The organism is Streptococcus salivarius, from assembly GCF_009738225.1.
Lineage (GTDB): Bacteria > Bacillota > Bacilli > Lactobacillales > Streptococcaceae > Streptococcus.
Map to the genome: position 1 here is coordinate 288,962 of NZ_CP018187.1, position 17,087 is coordinate 306,048.

Consider the following 17,087-nt stretch of genomic DNA (forward strand, 5'->3'; position numbering starts at 1 on the left):
GATGACACAAGCATATGATGGCTTTGTCCATCTTGGATTTTCAAATCGAAATGGTCGTACAATTTCCCACAAGAAATACCAAGAAGGCAACTCTCGAGTATCGGCAGATAATTCAGATGCCAATGGCGTTCCTTACTATTTCCTAATTAATATGGGTGGGGGCTTTGTCGAGGGTGAGCAGTATCAAGTGATCATTGATGTTAATAAAGATGCTCATGCCTTGGTGACCACTCAGACACCTACTTATGTTTACAAGTGTGAGAAAGGACAGTTGACACAACAGAATACGTCTATCACACTTGAAGAAAATAGTTATTTGGAGTACATGGCTGATGAAGTTATTCCCTATTTAAAATCACGCTATTTCCAAACAAGTCGTATTGATATGGATAAGTCTGCTCACTTGATTTATTCAGATGGTGTAACGGCAGGTTGGTCTCATGAGGATCTACCGTTTCAATACCATTGTTTTCGTAATTTGACACAGATTTACCAAGATAATGAGCTTGTTTATAGCGATCAGACTCTCTTAGAACCTCAGAAACAAGATATGTTTAAACTTGGTTATTTTGAAGGCTGGCGTAATTACAATAGTTTGGTAATGGTGTCACCAAATATTGACGAGGCTTTTGTTAAGGCTTTGCAGAAGCACTTAGAAAATCTGAATTTAGAGTCTGATTTTGCTATTTCATCCTTAGATATCCCGGGTCTGGTGTTACGTATCTTAGGAAAAACTGCCGAGGATAATCGTCGCGTCATTTATGCCTGTGCAGACTATTTTAGACAAGAAATACATGGATTAACCCCTTTGAATTTGAGAAAAAATGATATGAGGAGATAAAAAATGCATATTCCTGAAAATTACCTAAGCCCTACGACTTGTGCGGCAATGGGAGCAGTTATGTTGCCTATTTGGTATAAGGCTGTCAAGGAGGTGAAGGTAAAGGTTGACACTGATAAAAAAACGATTCCTATGTTGGGAATCGGGACTTCCTTGTCCTTCCTTATCATGATGTTTAATCTTCCAGCCCCAGGTGGAACGAGTGCCCATGCTGTTGGGGCAGTGCTAATTGCTATATTATTAGGACCTTGGGCCTCCTGTTTAGCAGTTAGTGTGGCTCTAGCTATGCAGGCTTTGCTATTTGGTGATGGTGGGATTTTGGCCTTTGGTGCGAATGCCTTTTGTATGGCTGTTGTCATGCCATTTGTGGGTTATGCTGTTTATAAACTCTTGAATAAGTGGACAAAGAACAGGATAATTGCTAGCTTTTTTGGAGGTTATATTGGAATTGTAGTTGCAGCCCTGACTGTTGCGGTTTTACTAGGAATTCAACCGATTCTCTTTAAAGATAGCAGTGGTAATCCGCTTTACAATCCATACCCTTTGAGAGTGACGCTTCCAGTAATGGGCTTGACTCACCTGCTTATCGGCCTGGTAGAAGGATTTTTCACAGCCGGTGTTCAAGAATTCATTGAACGTTTGAATATTGATAATACTCAGGAAATAACGACTAAGAAACTACGTCCTTTATTGCTCTTTATCTTAGCCTTAATTATCCTAACGCCACTTGGTTTATTGGCGACGGGAACAGCCTTTGCAGAATGGGATGTCAAAGAGTTGGTAGAAAAATTGTCTCATTACCATGTGGAAGCCCAAGCGCCAAAAGGAATGTTGAATGGTTTTTCATTCAATGCCCTCTTCCCAGATTATAGTATCGCAGGCATTCCAGAAGTTTTGGGTTATATCCTGAGCGCTGCCTCTGCTGTTTTGATTTTCTTCATCCTCTATCGCTTGATTTTCGGTAGAAAGGTTGAAAAATGATTCTGCCAGATTGGATGTCGGAAGAGCGCCCAGTAGTCACTAAAGTCGGTAGAAATAACTTTCTTATCCGGAATCGTCACCATCTGGAAGCTCTTCTTCAAAAGTTTGAAACGCATCCTTTAAAAGTAGCATCAGTCTTTCATCCAACAGCTAAGGTTTTACTTCTCTTTTTCTTACTTGTTTCAGTGGGAATTAGCCGAAATCTCACAGTTTTGTGGATTTTAGCCTTGTTTTTAGGAGCTGGCGTGGCTTTTTTACCGCATTCTGTTTTAGTAAGAACTTTGAAAAAAACTGTAGTGTTGTTGATTTTCCCTCTCGTTCTTTATCTACCGCATCTCTTACTTAGCGGAGGTCAATCGCTCTTTCTTTTTAGACTTCCTTTGATTGCCGTAGCCATTGCTTATTATTCAGAGACAAGTACAATAAGTGAGATGCTAGTGGCATTAAAAGGGTTGCATTTTCCTGATCTTGTTCTGCTCCAGTTAGATATCACCATAAAATATATCGATGTCTTTGGAAAACAATTAATGGATTTGCTCAAAGGGATTGAAGCACGAAGCTTTGGCGGCAACCATCGTTTCCGGATTGGAAGTAATATCTGGGGAATTTTATACCTTAAAGCTATACGCTATGGTGAGGAACTGACTCAAGCCATGGAAGCACGTTGCTTTGTTGGTGAGTATGTCAAGTCATCACAGTCATTCACATGGAAGGACTGGCTGGCCTTGATAGGTCTAGTAGCAATGATTTTAGGACAGATTCTGTTAGGAGGATGAGATGTTTCAATTGAAACAAGTGGCCTGTGCCTATGAACAAAAAAAGGTCTTTACTGGTCTTGATTTGGAGATTAGACAAGGACAATATGTGATGTTGATGGGGGAAAATGGGACTGGAAAATCAAGTCTTATCAGTTTATTAACTGGCTTCAAGCAGGAAGAATCTGGTCGCATTCTTTTCTTAGGGAAGGACCTCAAAGAATGGCTGAAGGACAAACGTCAAAAACGAGATTTTTATAGTCGCCTCGGAATCCTCTTTCAGGATGTGGATAGTCAGTTATTTAATAGTACTGTCTATGATGAGATTGCTTTTGGTCCTCGCCAGCTAGGTCTAACCGAAGAAGAAGTCTCACAGCGCGTTCAAGACACGCTATCCCTGCTTAAAATTGAAGATTTAAGGGATCGCGTTCCCTATCAACTGTCTGGTGGAGAAAAGAAGAAAGTGGCTTTTGCCAGTATCATGGTAACGAATCCAGATGTGTATATTCTTGATGAACCCTTCAATAATCTTTCTAAAGAATATGAAGAATTTTTTAGGGAACTTCTACATGACCTTCATTCAGCTGGAAAAACCATTATCATGTCTGCTCACCACTTCAAGCACCTTCATCATGAAAAGGCTGATGTTCTTCTTTTCGAAGATGGCAAAGCTGATTTCTTTCCTGTCCAGGAAGTGCTCAGTAACCAGCAAGTAGTTGAGCGTTTGTCACATTATTAATAAGGATAAGTAGGAAATCGTTCTAGGTTTCCTACTTTTTTCTTTGTCAAACAATTGATATTTTTAGGTGATAGTATTTTCTTATCACCTTGATTATGTTTAAGTATTAGTTAAGCTTAGTGAATTCTGTTACAATAAAAACAATCAATCTCAAAGGAGAGTATTATGAAACTTAAAAAAATTCTTGGAATTACGGGTGTAGCCATTGCTTCAGTAGCTTTGCTTGCTGCATGTTCATCTAAATCATCAAAAGAAGCATCTAAATCTTCAGGTGCTAAAGAAACAATTAACTTTGCCACTGTTGGGACAACAGCACCGTTCTCATATGAAGAAAACGGTGAATTGACTGGTTACGATGTGGAAGTTGCCAAAGCAGTCTTCAAAGACTCTGACAAATATGAAGTGAAATTCCAAAAAACAGAATGGTCTTCAGTCTTCACAGGTCTTGACTCAGCTAAATACCAAATGGCTGGGAACAATATCTCTTATTCAGAAGAACGTGACCAAAAATATCTCTTCTCGTATCCAATTGGTACCACACCAGCTGTTTTGACTGTTCCAAAAGATAGTAATATTAAGAAATATGATGATATTGCTGGACACTCAACGCAGGTTGTTCAAGGAACATCGACAGCTACTCAATTGACAGAGTTTAATGAGAAACATTCAGACAAGCCAGTTGAACTTAACTACACAAATGAAAATATTACACAAATGTTGACAAGTTTGAATGAAGGTAAGTATGACTTCAAGATCTTTGATGCACCAACTGTTAATGCAATCATCAAAAACAATAAATTGAGCAACTTGAAGACGATTGAGCTTAAATCTGATCAACAACCATACATCTACTTCTTGTTCGCAGATAACCAAAAAGACCTTCAAAAATTTGTAAACAAACGTTTGGAAGAACTCCAAAAAGATGGTACTTTGGCTAAGTTGGCTGAAAAATTCCTTGGAAACAAAGATTATATTCCAACTAAAGACGCTTTGAAAGTTCCAAGCAAAAAATAAGAAAGGAGCTGGGAATGAATCTCAGCTTTTTCATATAATTAAAATCTAGGACATGTTATAGTTAAAAACTATAGATATATACAAATATAAACAATTTGCTACAATTCTTATCCTATGGGATAATAATTTTACACTTAAAACAATTAAAGGGAGTTCGTTATGAAACTTAAAAAAATTCTTGGAATTACAGGATTGGCAGTCGCTTCAACAGTAGCTTTGGCTGCTTGTGGTGCTGGCGGTAACAAATCAGCTAAAGATGATAAAACATTAACAGTTGGTGTCATGACTTTGGATGACACTACTGAGCCATTGTGGGATAAAGTCAAAGAATTGGCTAAAGACAAGGGTGTTACTATCGAGTTGAAAGAGTTCACAGACTACAACCAACCAAATGAAGCCCTTAAAAACGGCGAAATCGATGTTAATGCTTTTCAACACATTTATTTCTTGAACAACTGGAACAAAGAAAATAAAGGTGATGTTGTTGCGGCAGCTGACACACTTCTTAGCCCAATCCACCTTTTCTCAGGTACTGAAAACGGAAAAGCTAAGTATAAAGATGTTAAAGAGCTTCCAGATGGAGCTACTATCTCAGTACCTAATGATGGTACAAACGAAAGCCGTGCGTTGACACTCCTTCAAACAGCTGGTTTGATTAAGTTGGATGTTAAAGATGGTGAATTGGCAACTATCAAGAACATTTCTGAAAATCCAAAGAAATTGGATATTAAAGAAATCGCAGCTGAACAAGCTGCCCAAACTCTTTCATCAGTAGATGCAGCAGTTGTTAACAACTCATACGCACAACAACAAAACGTTGACTATGACACAACTCTCTTCCAAGAAGATCCAAGCCAAGATTTGAAAGATTGGGTCAATATCATTGCAGCTAATAAAGATTGGGAAAAATCAAATAAAGCTGATGCTATCAAGACTTTGATTAAAGCCTACCAAAATGATGAAGTAGCGCAAATCATCTATGATGCATCTAACAAGGTTGACCTTCCAGCATGGAAAGGTGCCCCAACACAAGATCAATTGAAAGCTAATTCAAAGAAATAAGCTAAGGACAGAGGGCGTGTGAGAGCACGCCGTTTTGTCGTGTATGAAGGAGACGATTTGATGGCATTTTCAAGTGAAGAAGAGCAGTTACGAAAATTTCGTAACGATGAAATTGCTCAGCACTATTTTGAAGTTTTGCGGACTTTGATTTCTAAAAAATCTATTTTTGCTCAAAATATTGGTCTCTATGATGTAGCTGCTTACCTTGGTGAGATTTTCTCTGGTGTTGGCGCAGAGGTGACAATTGACGAGACCCATACGGCACCTTTTGTCTTGGCGAAATTCAAGAGTCCAAATCCAGAAGCGAAAACAATTATTTTCTATCAACACTATGACACTGTTCCTGCGGACAATGATCAGCCATGGACCGATGAACCTTTCCGTCTGACTGTTCGAAAGGGATATATGTATGGTCGTGGTGTCGACGATGATAAGGGCCATATCACAGCTCGGTTGACAGCTCTTCGTAAGTATATTCGTGAGGTCGGAGATCTTCCTGTAAATATTACGTTTATGATGGAAGGTGCTGAAGAATCTGCATCAACAGACCTTGAAAAATATTTAGAAAAATACCGAGATGATCTTCTTCCAGCAGACCTATTGGTTTGGGAGCAAGGGAACCGAAATAGTAAAGGTCAATTGGAAATCACAGGTGGCAACAAGGGGATTATTACCTTTGACTTGTCTGTCGAGAGTGCTGATGTTGATATCCACTCTAAATTTGGTGCAGTGATTGAATCGGCGTCATGGTACTTGCTCAATGCTATCTCAAGCATGAGAGATGATCAGGGACGTATCCTTATCGACGGCATCTATGAAAAGATTGTCCAACCAAACGAACGAGAGATGAATCTTATCGAAACTTATGCCATTGAAAATGCAGACAGTCTTCGTAGGATTTACGGCTTAAAACTACCCATTTTAGAAAGTGACCGCCGAGCGTTCTTAAAAACTTACTATTTTGAGCCAGCTCTTTCTATTGAGGGAATTTCAACAGGTTATCAGGGGCAAGGGGTTAAGACCATTTTACCAGCTCAAGCCAGAGCTAAGATGGAGATGCGTTTGGTCCCTGGCTTGACACCTGAGTACGTTTTGGAGTGTATTAAGGCTCACCTCAAAAAAGAAGGATTTGACCGTATCAAGGTAACCTTCACTCTTGGTGAAGAAAGTTATCGAAGTGATATGTCTGATCCAGCTATTGTCAATGTTATTGAGTTAGCAAAAGGCTTTTATGAAGAAGGTGTCGCTGTCCTTCCAACAGCAGCAGGTACGGGGCCTATGCATATGATTCATCAGGCTTTGGGTGTTCCTATGGCAGCCTTTGGTATAGGGAATGCTAACAGTCGTGACCATGGTGGGGATGAAAATGTTAGTCTAGCAGATTACTACACCCACATTGAACTAATTAAGGAGTTAATTGCAAGTTATGAGTAATGTCATTATTGATTTGAAAAATATTGATATCACCTTTACGCAGAAACGCCGCACTATTCAAGCGGTTAAGGATGTGTCTATCCAGATTGAGAAAGGTGATATTTACGGAATTGTTGGTTATTCAGGGGCTGGTAAATCTACCCTTGTGCGTGCGATCAATCTTTTGCAAGTGCCTACAGCTGGTAAAATCACTATCGGTAAAGATGTGACTTTTGCAGATGGTAAGGTCCAATTATCGACAAAAGAATTGCGCCAGAAACGTCAAACGATTGGGATGATTTTCCAACACTTTAACCTTATGGCTCAAAAGACGGCTTATGAAAATGTAGCTTTTGCTCTTCGTCATTCTAAATTAAGCAATGAAGAAAAAGACAAAAAAATTCGTGGTCTTTTGGAATTGGTTGATTTGGCTGATCGTGCCGAAAACTATCCTGCACAGTTGTCAGGTGGTCAAAAACAACGTGTAGCGATTGCCCGTGCCTTGGCCAATGATCCTGAAATCTTGATTTCAGATGAGTCTACCTCAGCTCTTGACCCAAAAACAACTAAGCAGATCCTTTCACTTTTGCAGGATTTGAATAAAAAGCTTGGTTTGACAGTGGTTATGATTACCCACGAAATGCAAATTGTTAAAGACATTTGTAACCGTGTGGCTGTTATGCAAAATGGTCAACTTTTAGAAGAGGGCAGTGTTCTTGATATCTTCTCAAATCCACAAGAAGATTTGACACAAGAATTTATTGAAACTGCTGCAGGGATTGAAGATGCCTTGGCTAAGATTAATGCACAACCCGTAGTGAAAAACTTACCAAACTCAGCCCTTCTCGTTCAACTTAAATATGCTGGTTCTTCAACAGATGAGCCACTCTTGACTGAAATTTTCAAAGATTACGGAGTTTCAAGTAACATCCTTTACGGTAACCTTGAGATTCTAGGTGATACACCTGTTGGTGAATTGGTCGTTGTATTGGATGGTGAGGCAGATAAGGTTCTTGCTGCCCAAAGAGCGATTGAAAATGCAGGTGTCAGCTTGCAAGTACTTAAGAAAGGAGCCCAATAATGGCAGATTGGATTCAACAAAACTTTCCAGATATTTATCGTATTGGTATGCAGGGGGTTAACTCTTGGCCAGACGCCATCTATGCGACTCTCTATATGACGGTTATTTCCTTCATCATTGGGGGGCTTCTTGGTCTTGTTATGGGGCTCTTCTTGGTATTGACAGGTCCTCGTGGAGTCATTGAAAATAAATTTGTTTTCCAAATCTTGGATAAAATCACTTCAATCTTCCGTGCCATTCCTTTCATCATCCTCTTGGCAATTTTGAAAGGCTTCACTTACTTTATCGTGGGGACTAACCTTGGTATGACAGCGGCCTTGGTTCCATTGTCAGCTGCGACTTTCCCATTCTTTGCACGTCAAGTACAGGTGGTACTTGCAGATCTTGACCGTGGCGTTATTGAAGCAGCACAAGCTAGTGGCGCAACACTTTGGGATACGATTAAAGTTTACCTTGGTGAAGGGCTCCCAGAATTGGTTCGTGTATCAACCGTAACTCTGATTTCCCTTGTGGGTGAAACTGCCATGGCCGGTGCTATCGGTGCCGGTGGTCTTGGTTACATCGCTATCTACTATGGATATAACCGTTCTAGTACCTCAGTTACCATTTTGGCAACTTTCTTGATTTTGATTTTGATTTTCCTTATCCAATTCTTGGGTGATTTCTTGACCCGTAAATTGAGTCATAAATAGGATTTGAGAGCCTGTTTGCCACAGGCTTTTCTCATTTCTTGACGATTTCAGATATTTATCATAGTATGGAAGCTATCGAATACTTTATGGTTGAGCTACCCATAAAAAGGAGTTAATGAGTTATGAAACGATTTATTTCAACTTGGAATAGGACCAGTCTAATCAAGCGTATTGCCATTGGTGTGGTAATTGGTGCTGTACTTGGTTTGCTTGTTCCTAAGTTTACGGTTATTGGTCTCTTAGGGGATATGTTTGTTGGTGGCTTGAAGGCAATTGCTCCACTCTTGGTCTTTGCCTTGGTTGCCAATGCCCTTTCTCAAACGCGAGAAGGGCAACAAAGCAACATGAAGACAGTTATTGTTCTTTATCTCTTTGGGACCTTTGCGGCAGCATTGACGGCTGTTATTTCTCACTATATTTTTCCAATTTCTCTGAAGTTGGGAGCAGCGGCAGCGACTAAAGCGACGGCACCTCAAGGTGTGGGAGAAGTCTTTAAAGATTTGTTGCTTAAGATGGTGGATAACCCTGTCAATGCCTTGGCTCAAGCCAACTACATTGGTGTTTTAGTATGGGCGGTTGTCTTTGGTTTCGCCATGCGAACAGCTAGCACTCACACGAAAGATTTGCTACATACCTTGGCAGAAGTGACTTCACAAATCGTTCGTTGGATTATTAACTTGGCACCATTTGGTATCCTTGGTCTTGTCTTTAATACTATTTCTGAGAATGGTGTTGGTGTTTTGGCGGATTATGGTGTCCTAATCCTTGTCTTAGTGGGAACAATGGCCTTTGTTGCCTTGGTTGTTAATCCTATCATTGTTTTTGTGATGATGGGCAAAAATCCTTTCCCACTGGTTTTCCTTTGTTTGAAAGACTCTGGGATTACAGCCTTCTTTACTCGCTCGTCAGCAGCTAATATTCCTGTTAACCTTCAGCTTTGTAAAGATCTTGGTTTAAATCCTGATACCTATTCAGTTTCTATTCCTTTGGGGTCAACTATTAATATGGCTGGGGCAGCCGTGACAATCAATGTCTTAACTCTTGCTGCAGTAACGACTTTGGGAATTCAGGTCGATTTTGCGACAGCACTCATTCTTAGTGTGGTTTCAGCTATCTCTGCCTGTGGTGCCTCAGGTATTGCTGGAGGATCCCTTCTATTAGTGCCAGTAGCATGTAGCCTCTTTGGTATCTCAAATGATTTGGCCATGCAAGTTGTTGGTGTTGGCTTTATCGTAGGTGTCATCCAAGACTCTTGTGAAACAGCCCTTAACTCTTCAACAGACGTGCTTTTTACAGCAGTAGCAGAAAAGAGCCGTTGGAAGAAAGTATAGATAATTGTATAAGGTCGGCCGATTTGGCTGGTTTTTTGATTTTGGAGAAAACATAGTCAAAGACTATAGCTAGCTCAAGAATCTATCATCTTTAAAAAGCCCATAAAATATGGTAAAATAAACCGTTCAAAGAGAAAAGGTGAAACATTTATGACTAATAATTTATTGGTGCTTCAATCAGACTTTGGTTTGGTCGACGGTGCTGTTTCGGCCATGATTGGTGTGGCTCTTCAAGAAGAACCAAGTTTGGGAGTTCATCACCTTACACATGATATTACACCCTACAACACTTTTGAAGCTTCCTATCGTCTGTTTCAGACTGTCGAGTACTGGCCAAAGGGAACAACCTTTGTTTCGGTAGTTGATCCGGGTGTAGGCTCATCACGTAAAAGTGTGGTTGCCTTAACAAAGACGGGGCAATATATCGTCACACCAGATAACGGAACACTTTCTTATATCAAGAAGGATGTCGGTATCGTTGCTGTCCGTGAAATTTCAGAAGTTGAGAATCGTCGTAGTAATACGGAGCTGTCTTATACCTTCCATGGTCGTGATGTTTATGCCTATACAGGTGCCAAATTAGCTTCTGGTCATATCAGTTTTGATGAAGTAGGTCCTGAGTTACCTGTGGACAAAATTCTAGAGCTTCCAGTGGTTGAAACCATCATAGAGGATAATTTGGTTCGTGGTGCAATTGATATTTTGGACGTCCGTTTCGGCTCTCTTTGGACCTCTATCACACGTGATGACTTTTATGCCTTGGAACCAAACTTTGGTGATCGATTCGAGGTGACCATCTTTAACAATGATATGTTGGTCTACCAAAATCAAGTTACCTATGGGAAATCTTTTGCGGATGTTCGTATCGGTCAGCCAATTATTTATATCAATTCCCTTTATCGTGTTGGCTTAGCCATAAACCAGGGGTCTTTTGCCAAGGCCTATAATGTTGGTGTGGGGTCTAACTGGCACATTGAAATTAAACATTTAGGAGATTAAAGTAAGATTATGAAAAATAATTCAATTCGTACAGTAGTTGCGACAGGTATTGGTGCAGCACTCTTTATTATCATTGGTATGTTTGTTAATATTCCTATTTTTGGGAATACCAGCATCCAACTTCAGTATGCTGTTCAAGCACTATTTTCAGTGATTTTTGGGCCTATTACAGGTTTCTTTATGGGCTTTATTGGGCATGCGCTTAAAGATGGTATTCAATACGGAAATATCTCATGGGCTTGGGTGTTTGCAAGTGCCATTACAGGTCTTGTAATTGGTCTATTCAACAAAAAATATGATGTGACAACTGGCAAGTTTTCTTTGATGAGTATGATTTGGTTTAACTTAGCACAAGCATTGGCCCTCCTTATTGCCTATGGTATCGTTACTCCTATTGGTGATAGACTCCAATTCGCACAAGCCTGGTCATATCTTTATGCACAAAGTTTTGTAGCTGGCGTAGCTAACTTTATTACAATTGCAATCGGAGGAACCCTCCTTCTTGCAATCTATGCTAGCTCACGTACACAATCTGGTAGTCTTACCAAAGACTAGCATGAATCATAGGAGAGTGGGACTGTCAGTTTGCTTTGATACCTCCTCTCTTTTTTAGTAGAAACATGGATAAATACATTAGTTTTAATCAGTTTACATTTCAATATGATGCGCAAGCAGAAGCGACGCTTAAAGATATCAGCTTTGATATTGTCAAAGGCGAGAAAGTGCTCATTTTAGGCCCTTCTGGTAGCGGAAAGTCGACCCTGGCTCAGTGTCTCAATGGTATCATACCTAATATTCATAAAGGTCAGGCAAAAGGCCAGGTAAGGATAGATGGTCAGGATATTTTCAAGCAATCTATCTATGATAAGTCACAGTTGGTATCTACGGTATTGCAGGATCCAGATGGTCAGTTTATTGGCTTAACAGTAGCCGAGGATTTGGCTTTTGCCTTGGAAAATGATTGTGCTAATCAAAGTGAGATGAAGGATAAGGTAGCTCTCTGGGCTGAACGTCTAGACTTGACTTCTCTTTTGAATCACCGCCCTCAAGACTTATCAGGTGGCCAAAAACAACGAGTTAGTTTGGCTGGAGTCTTGATTGATGAGAGTCCTATTCTTTTATTTGATGAGCCTCTAGCAAATTTAGATCCTAAATCAGGACAGGAAACCATTGACCTCATTGATAAAATCCACAAAGAGGTGGGAGCTACAACAATTATTATTGAGCATCGTCTAGAAGATGTTCTTTATCGTCCTGTTGACCGGATTTTACTGGTCAATGATGGTACCCTCCTCTTTAACGGTAGCCCAGATGAGCTTTTATCAAGTACTCTCTTACTGGAAAATGGGATTCGCGAACCTCTATATGTGACGGTTTTACGTCAGTTGGGATTTGACACAAGAGATGCACAAAATCTTAGTCAATTGGATGCTTTAGACTTATCTGACCTTGTTCTGCCAGATAGAGTTTTGAAAGATAAAAGAGACAGTTCAAGTGAATCTATTTTGAAGGTTGAGGGGCTTAGCGTTTCCTATGGGGATAATCCGGCGATTATAGACGATATGTCCTTTAGCTTGAAAAAAGGTGAGCGACTAGCGATTGTCGGTAAAAATGGAGCTGGAAAGTCGACGCTTGCCAAAGCTCTATGCGGTTTTGTCCCTAGTCAAGGGAAATTAACTTACAAGGGTCAGGATATCAGTCAGGATAGCATCACCGAGCGTTCAGAGCGTATAGGCTTTGTTTTGCAAAACCCTAATCAGATGATTAGCCAAACTATGATTTTTGATGAAGTGGCTCTTGGTTTACGCTTGCGAGGGATTGAAGAAACCGAGGTTGAAGAGCGTGTTCATGAGGTCCTGAAGACTTGTGGCCTCTATAGCTTTCGTAAATGGCCCATTTCTGCGCTTTCCTTTGGTCAGAAAAAGCGCGTGACCATTGCGTCTATCTTGGTCTTGAAACCTGAAATCATTATTTTGGATGAGCCAACGGCTGGTCAAGATTACAAGACTTACACAGATATCATGAATTTCTTGGACAGTCTTCAGAAGCAAGGCCATACCATTGTGATGATTACCCATGACATGCAGCTCATGTTGGAATATAGTGATCGTTGTCTCGTTGTGGTTGAGGGGAAAATCATTGCAGACGACAATCCTGTTACAATTCTTAATCAGAAGGATTTACTTGAGTCAGCTAATCTCAAGCAGACATCTCTTTATACTTTGGGTCAGAAATTGTCAAGTGATCCAGTAGAAGTAACCCAGTATTATATCGAAAAAGGAGGCCCTAATGTCTAATCGTTTAATTGGTTATCAGTCAGGTCAAGGTTTCCTCTATGATTTGTCTGGGGCAAGTAAGATGCTTTTCTTTATCTTGGTTTCAGTTGCTTGTATGGCAACCTATGACCCACGTTTTATTCTAGCAGTAGGCTTACTTTCTATTTATCTCTTTTATTTGGCCAAGATTCGTTGGCGAGATATTTCATTCGTTGTTAAGATTATTGGATCGATTGCCCTCTTTAATTTACTTATGGTCTACCTTTTCTCACCTGGTTATGGTGAAGAAATTTACGGGGCTAAGACAGTTATTATTGAAGGTTGGGGGCGTTTCTATCTAACCAGTCAGGAGCTTTTTTACCTTGCAAATCTATTGCTCAAGTATTTTTCAACGGTCCCTCTTGCCATTCTATTTCTCATGACTACTCATCCGAGTCAGTTTGCGGCTAGCCTGAATCAAATTGGGGTTCCTTATAAATTTGCCTATTCCGTGAGTTTAACCTTGCGTTATATTCCAGATGTTCAAGAAGAATTCTTTACGATTCGTAAGGCTCAGGAGGCTCGTGGTTTGGATTTGTCGCAAAAGGTGGGATTGGTCAAACGCATTCGCGGGAATCTCCAAATTGTTCTTCCACTAATTTTTTCATCTCTCGAACGAATTGATACCATATCGACAGCTATGGAATTACGACGATTTGGTCGCTACAAAAAACGTACATGGTATGTGCATAAATCTTTGATGAAACAAGATTACCTTGTCATCCTATCAGCTATCCTTATATTGGGGATTAGTATTGGATTAATTTTCTTCAATCATGGTCGTTTTTATAATCCATGGGGCTAATGCTCTTAGCATAGAGAGAATCTGCCATTAAGTATAATAAAAAACGTTCCCGTCTTGTCCAGATGAACGAGATTGGAACGTTTTTTTGTTATTTCAAATAGCCTAAATAATCAAATTTTTCTAGTGTCCGATTGTCGGCGACTACTAGGATGATTCCTTCGTCAGGTAGTTTCTTACTTGGGTCAAAGTGAGTGTTTAACTTGCCATTTTGCTCATCTCTAAAACCAATAACGTTGACGTTATAATTTTGTCTTAGATTTAATGTATGCAAAGACTTTCCAGCCCATTCTTTTGGAATTTTAAGTTCAATTAAAGCCACGTCGTCCTCTAAATGAAAAATATTTGAAATGTTATAACGGAGGATATTTGAAGCCAATTCTTTTGCTGTGCTACGCTCAGGAGTGATGACCCAGTTGGCCCCCATTCCGTAAAGGACTTCCTCATAATTGTTATTCATAGCTTTAGCAATAATATTTGTAATGCCAAGTTTTTTACATTGCAGGAGCGCCAGTGCAGAAGATTCTAAGTGTTCTCCAGTTGCAATAATGACTGTATCGCAAGTATCAATACCAGCAGAACGTAGAAAGTCAATGTCAGTAATGTCACCAACAGCGGCCTTAGTCACCTGATCAGCAAGGGAATCAATTGTTGTAGAGTTATTATCTAAGGCAATAACGTCTTGTCCAAAAGAGGAGAGTTCGGTTGCAATGGTTTGTCCAAAGATTCCCAAACCGAGGACCCCAATAATTTGTGTTTTCATATAAAATCCTTTCAGAATATTGTCAATGAATAAAATTGTTTAGCCAACTGAAATATCAGTTGGGGCATAAGAGACATGCTTTTCTTTTTTGGTCATCAAGCTCAAGAGAACAGTGATAGGTCCAACACGGCCAATGAACATCAGAGACATGATAACGAGTCGTCCTAGAGTATTTAGATTAGGGGTCAAATCCATTGAAACACCAACGGTAGCAATGGCTGACACACTCTCAAAAAGTAGGCCTAGGGGCGATAGTGTAGGATTAGTCTCCAGCAAAATAACATAGCCGACAAAGAGCATTGTTAGGAAAAAGAGTATAACTGTGAATGCTTGCAAAACAGTCTTATTAGATATAATACGATTTCGAAAAACAACGCTCGAGTTACCAGATAGTTCTGACTTAAAAAGCAGGAACATGATAGAGGCAGTTGTCACCTTGATGCCACCCGCAGTTCCTCCAGGACCACCCCCAATAATCATTTGAATCATAAAAAGAAGATTTGTGGAGAAATCGGCATTGGTATAGGAAATAGTTGCAAAGCCAGCGGTACGCATGGTTACAGTCTGAAAGAAACTTACCAGAAGTTGTTGCCAGACATTGAGAGTACCGATTGTTTTAGAGTTATCCATTTCCAGTAACCAAGCAAGTAGTGTTCCTCCTAAAAGGAGACAGCCTGTACTTATAAGAACAAGACGACTTTGATTGCTGAAAGGCCTACAAGCTAATTTCCAATTCCTTGGACGATCTTTAATATAACGTCGCAATAGTTGAATCAAATCAATCCAAACTGCAAATCCCAAACTTCCAGACATAATGAGAAAAGCTACAGCAAGGTTAATGGTTGGATTGGTTGCATAATCCTGTAAACTGTTAGAACCCAAGTTGTCAAATCCAGCATTACAAAAGGCAGAGACAGCTAGAAAGAGACTATTAAAAATGCCATGACCAAGTCCAAAACGAGGAATGAAATCAGTCATAATCACAAGTGCTGCCAAAGCTTCAATAGAAAAAGTAATTTTATAGACCTTAAAAAGATAAGCTTTCAAATCTTTTTGGTTATCCCTGCTAAGTGCGGATTGAAGGAGATCTTGATCACTCAGTCCTAATTTATTTTTCAGGGTATAGGTGCTAAAGGCTATAAGAGAGACGAGCCCAAGTCCTCCCGTCTGCATGAGAAGCATAGAGAAAATTTGACCGAGACCATTGTAAGCCTTACTGACCGGGACAACAGAAAGTCCAGTTACACAGACCATTGACACAGTATTGAAGAGATGATCCAGGTAGCTTGTTTCTGGACTATTAGCATAGTGGCTTATGGGAAGGCTAAGTAAAATACTTCCCACTATAATGACAAAGACAAAGCTGAGCACAAGCTTTTGCGTGACAGAAAGACGATTGATCAATGAAAACCTCCGAGTTATCATAAGAGTAAATAATAATCCAAGGAGTAAGACACCTCCTTGGATAAACGTTATAGCGGCTTCTTGTTAGGAATTCCAGCACGACGTGGGTACTTATTAGGGGTTTCTTTTTTCTTATCGACAATAGTGACATTACGTCCATCCCCATTTGGCAGTCTGTAGTTCTCGTTGAGAATAGGCTTTGCAAAAAGCGAGTTCAAGGCATTTTTAGCATCGGCTAACTCTTCATCAGCTGCTGCAGCTTTAAGTGCAATAAGTTGTCCACCAACCTTCAAGAAAGGAATAGTCAATTCTGAGAGAACCTGCATGCGTGCGACGGCACGGGCAGTAACAATATCAAACTGAGCACGGAAGGCCTTGTCTTGTCCAAAATCCTCTGCACGTCCATGATAGAAGTGAACACCGCTGAGCTCAAGTTCATCAGCCAAGAGATTGAGGAAATTGATGCGTTTATTAAGAGAGTCGATGATAGTCACATCAAGCTCAGGGCAAAGGATTTTCATAGGGAGACTTGGAAATCCAGCTCCAGCTCCGATATCCAGAAGTCGAATACTTTGATTTTTAATATGCCCTTGAAGAACAGGAGCCAAAGAATCATAGAAATGTTTGAGGTAGACCTCGTCTCTTTCTGTGATTGCAGTAAGGTTGATCTTTTCGTTCCATTCTACCAAAAGCTCAAAGTAGCGTTGGAATTGGTCTTTTTGTTTTTGGCTGAGATCGAACCCCAGTTCTTTCAGAGCCTTGTAAAAATCTTCAGGTGTCATTATATATTCCTTTTATCTAGTTTCAATGCTCTTATTTTACCATAATTAAGAGCTTTCATCTAATCTCTATAGGACAGATGGAAACAGGGTCTGAGTAAGTTTCTCATTAGCTT

The 17,087-nt window shown here is 40.0% G+C and carries 17 protein-coding genes; 14 read left to right on the forward strand and 3 right to left on the reverse strand.

All coding sequences use genetic code 11. The features are described 5' to 3' along the window. The first annotated feature begins 1 nt into the window (after position 1). The 14 genes from BSR19_RS01560 to BSR19_RS01625 all read left to right on the forward strand — a co-directional run bounded on the left by BSR19_RS01560 (position 2) and on the right by BSR19_RS01625 (position 14,028). Entirely contained in the window at positions 2–841 is an 840-nt protein-coding gene (locus BSR19_RS01560) for an urease accessory protein UreD (protein WP_156246366.1), read from the forward strand. 3 nt (positions 842–844) lie between these two features. Further along, positions 845–1,822 (forward strand): cobalt transporter CbiM, encoded by a 978-nt coding sequence (gene cbiM, locus BSR19_RS01565; RefSeq protein ID WP_073689639.1) that lies wholly within the window; start codon positions 845–847, stop codon positions 1,820–1,822. Continuing rightward, positions 1,819–2,598 (forward strand): energy-coupling factor transporter transmembrane component T, encoded by a 780-nt coding sequence (locus tag BSR19_RS01570; RefSeq protein WP_060973161.1) that lies wholly within the window; start codon positions 1,819–1,821, stop codon positions 2,596–2,598. The genes cbiM and BSR19_RS01570 overlap by 4 nt, the downstream gene beginning before the upstream one ends. Position 2,599: 1 nt before the next feature. After that, on the forward strand, positions 2,600–3,316 hold the full coding sequence (locus tag BSR19_RS01575; RefSeq protein ID WP_060973162.1) for an energy-coupling factor ABC transporter ATP-binding protein: 717 nt from the start codon (positions 2,600–2,602) through the stop codon (positions 3,314–3,316). 165 nt (positions 3,317–3,481) lie between these two features. Beyond that, positions 3,482–4,330: an amino acid ABC transporter substrate-binding protein gene (locus tag BSR19_RS01580; RefSeq protein ID WP_060973163.1), complete on the forward strand. Its 849-nt coding sequence runs from the start codon at positions 3,482–3,484 to the stop codon at positions 4,328–4,330. 159 nt (positions 4,331–4,489) lie between these two features. Then, positions 4,490–5,392, forward strand: coding sequence for a MetQ/NlpA family ABC transporter substrate-binding protein (locus BSR19_RS01585; RefSeq protein ID WP_013990049.1), 903 nt, complete (start codon positions 4,490–4,492; stop codon positions 5,390–5,392). A gap of 60 nt (positions 5,393–5,452) precedes the next feature. Continuing rightward, complete coding sequence (locus tag BSR19_RS01590) at positions 5,453–6,826, forward strand: M20/M25/M40 family metallo-hydrolase (protein ID WP_073685889.1); 1,374 nt, start codon at positions 5,453–5,455, stop codon at positions 6,824–6,826. Further along, complete coding sequence (locus BSR19_RS01595; RefSeq protein WP_060973165.1) at positions 6,819–7,886, forward strand: methionine ABC transporter ATP-binding protein; 1,068 nt, start codon at positions 6,819–6,821, stop codon at positions 7,884–7,886. The genes BSR19_RS01590 and BSR19_RS01595 overlap by 8 nt, the downstream gene beginning before the upstream one ends. Beyond that, entirely contained in the window at positions 7,886–8,578 is a 693-nt protein-coding gene (locus BSR19_RS01600) for a methionine ABC transporter permease (protein ID WP_002883771.1), read from the forward strand. The genes BSR19_RS01595 and BSR19_RS01600 overlap by 1 nt, the downstream gene beginning before the upstream one ends. A 122-nt stretch (positions 8,579–8,700) precedes the next feature. After that, positions 8,701–9,909: a serine/threonine transporter SstT gene (gene sstT / locus BSR19_RS01605; RefSeq protein WP_156246367.1), complete on the forward strand. Its 1,209-nt coding sequence runs from the start codon at positions 8,701–8,703 to the stop codon at positions 9,907–9,909. A gap of 150 nt (positions 9,910–10,059) precedes the next feature. Then, positions 10,060–10,908, forward strand: a complete 849-nt coding sequence (locus BSR19_RS01610) for an SAM hydrolase/SAM-dependent halogenase family protein (protein WP_037600294.1) — start codon at positions 10,060–10,062, stop codon at positions 10,906–10,908. Positions 10,909–10,917: 9 nt separating this feature from the next. Beyond that, complete coding sequence (locus BSR19_RS01615) at positions 10,918–11,463, forward strand: ECF-type riboflavin transporter substrate-binding protein (protein WP_060973167.1); 546 nt, start codon at positions 10,918–10,920, stop codon at positions 11,461–11,463. Positions 11,464–11,528: 65 nt separating this feature from the next. Beyond that, positions 11,529–13,205, forward strand: coding sequence for an ABC transporter ATP-binding protein (locus BSR19_RS01620; protein WP_060973168.1), 1,677 nt, complete (start codon positions 11,529–11,531; stop codon positions 13,203–13,205). After that, a complete protein-coding gene (locus tag BSR19_RS01625) occupies positions 13,198–14,028 on the forward strand; it encodes an energy-coupling factor transporter transmembrane component T family protein (RefSeq protein ID WP_060973169.1) in 831 nt (276 codons plus the stop codon). Before BSR19_RS01620 ends, BSR19_RS01625 begins: the two co-directional genes overlap by 8 nt. Positions 14,029–14,116: 88 nt before the next feature. On the opposite strand, the gene BSR19_RS01630 is transcribed toward BSR19_RS01625, so the two are convergent. The 3 genes from BSR19_RS01630 to rsmG form a co-directional block, all read right to left on the reverse strand. Continuing rightward, the gene (locus BSR19_RS01630) at positions 14,117–14,788 is read right to left on the reverse strand and encodes a potassium channel family protein (RefSeq protein WP_002883759.1); all 672 of its coding nucleotides are present in this window, start codon (positions 14,786–14,788) and stop codon (positions 14,117–14,119) included. A 39-nt stretch (positions 14,789–14,827) separates the two neighbouring features. Continuing rightward, positions 14,828–16,192, reverse strand: coding sequence for a TrkH family potassium uptake protein (locus tag BSR19_RS01635; protein ID WP_081260152.1), 1,365 nt, complete (start codon positions 16,190–16,192; stop codon positions 14,828–14,830). A 68-nt stretch (positions 16,193–16,260) separates the two neighbouring features. Next, entirely contained in the window at positions 16,261–16,974 is a 714-nt protein-coding gene (rsmG, locus tag BSR19_RS01640; protein ID WP_048673867.1) for a 16S rRNA (guanine(527)-N(7))-methyltransferase RsmG, read from the reverse strand. Positions 16,975–17,087: the final 113 nt, after the last annotated feature.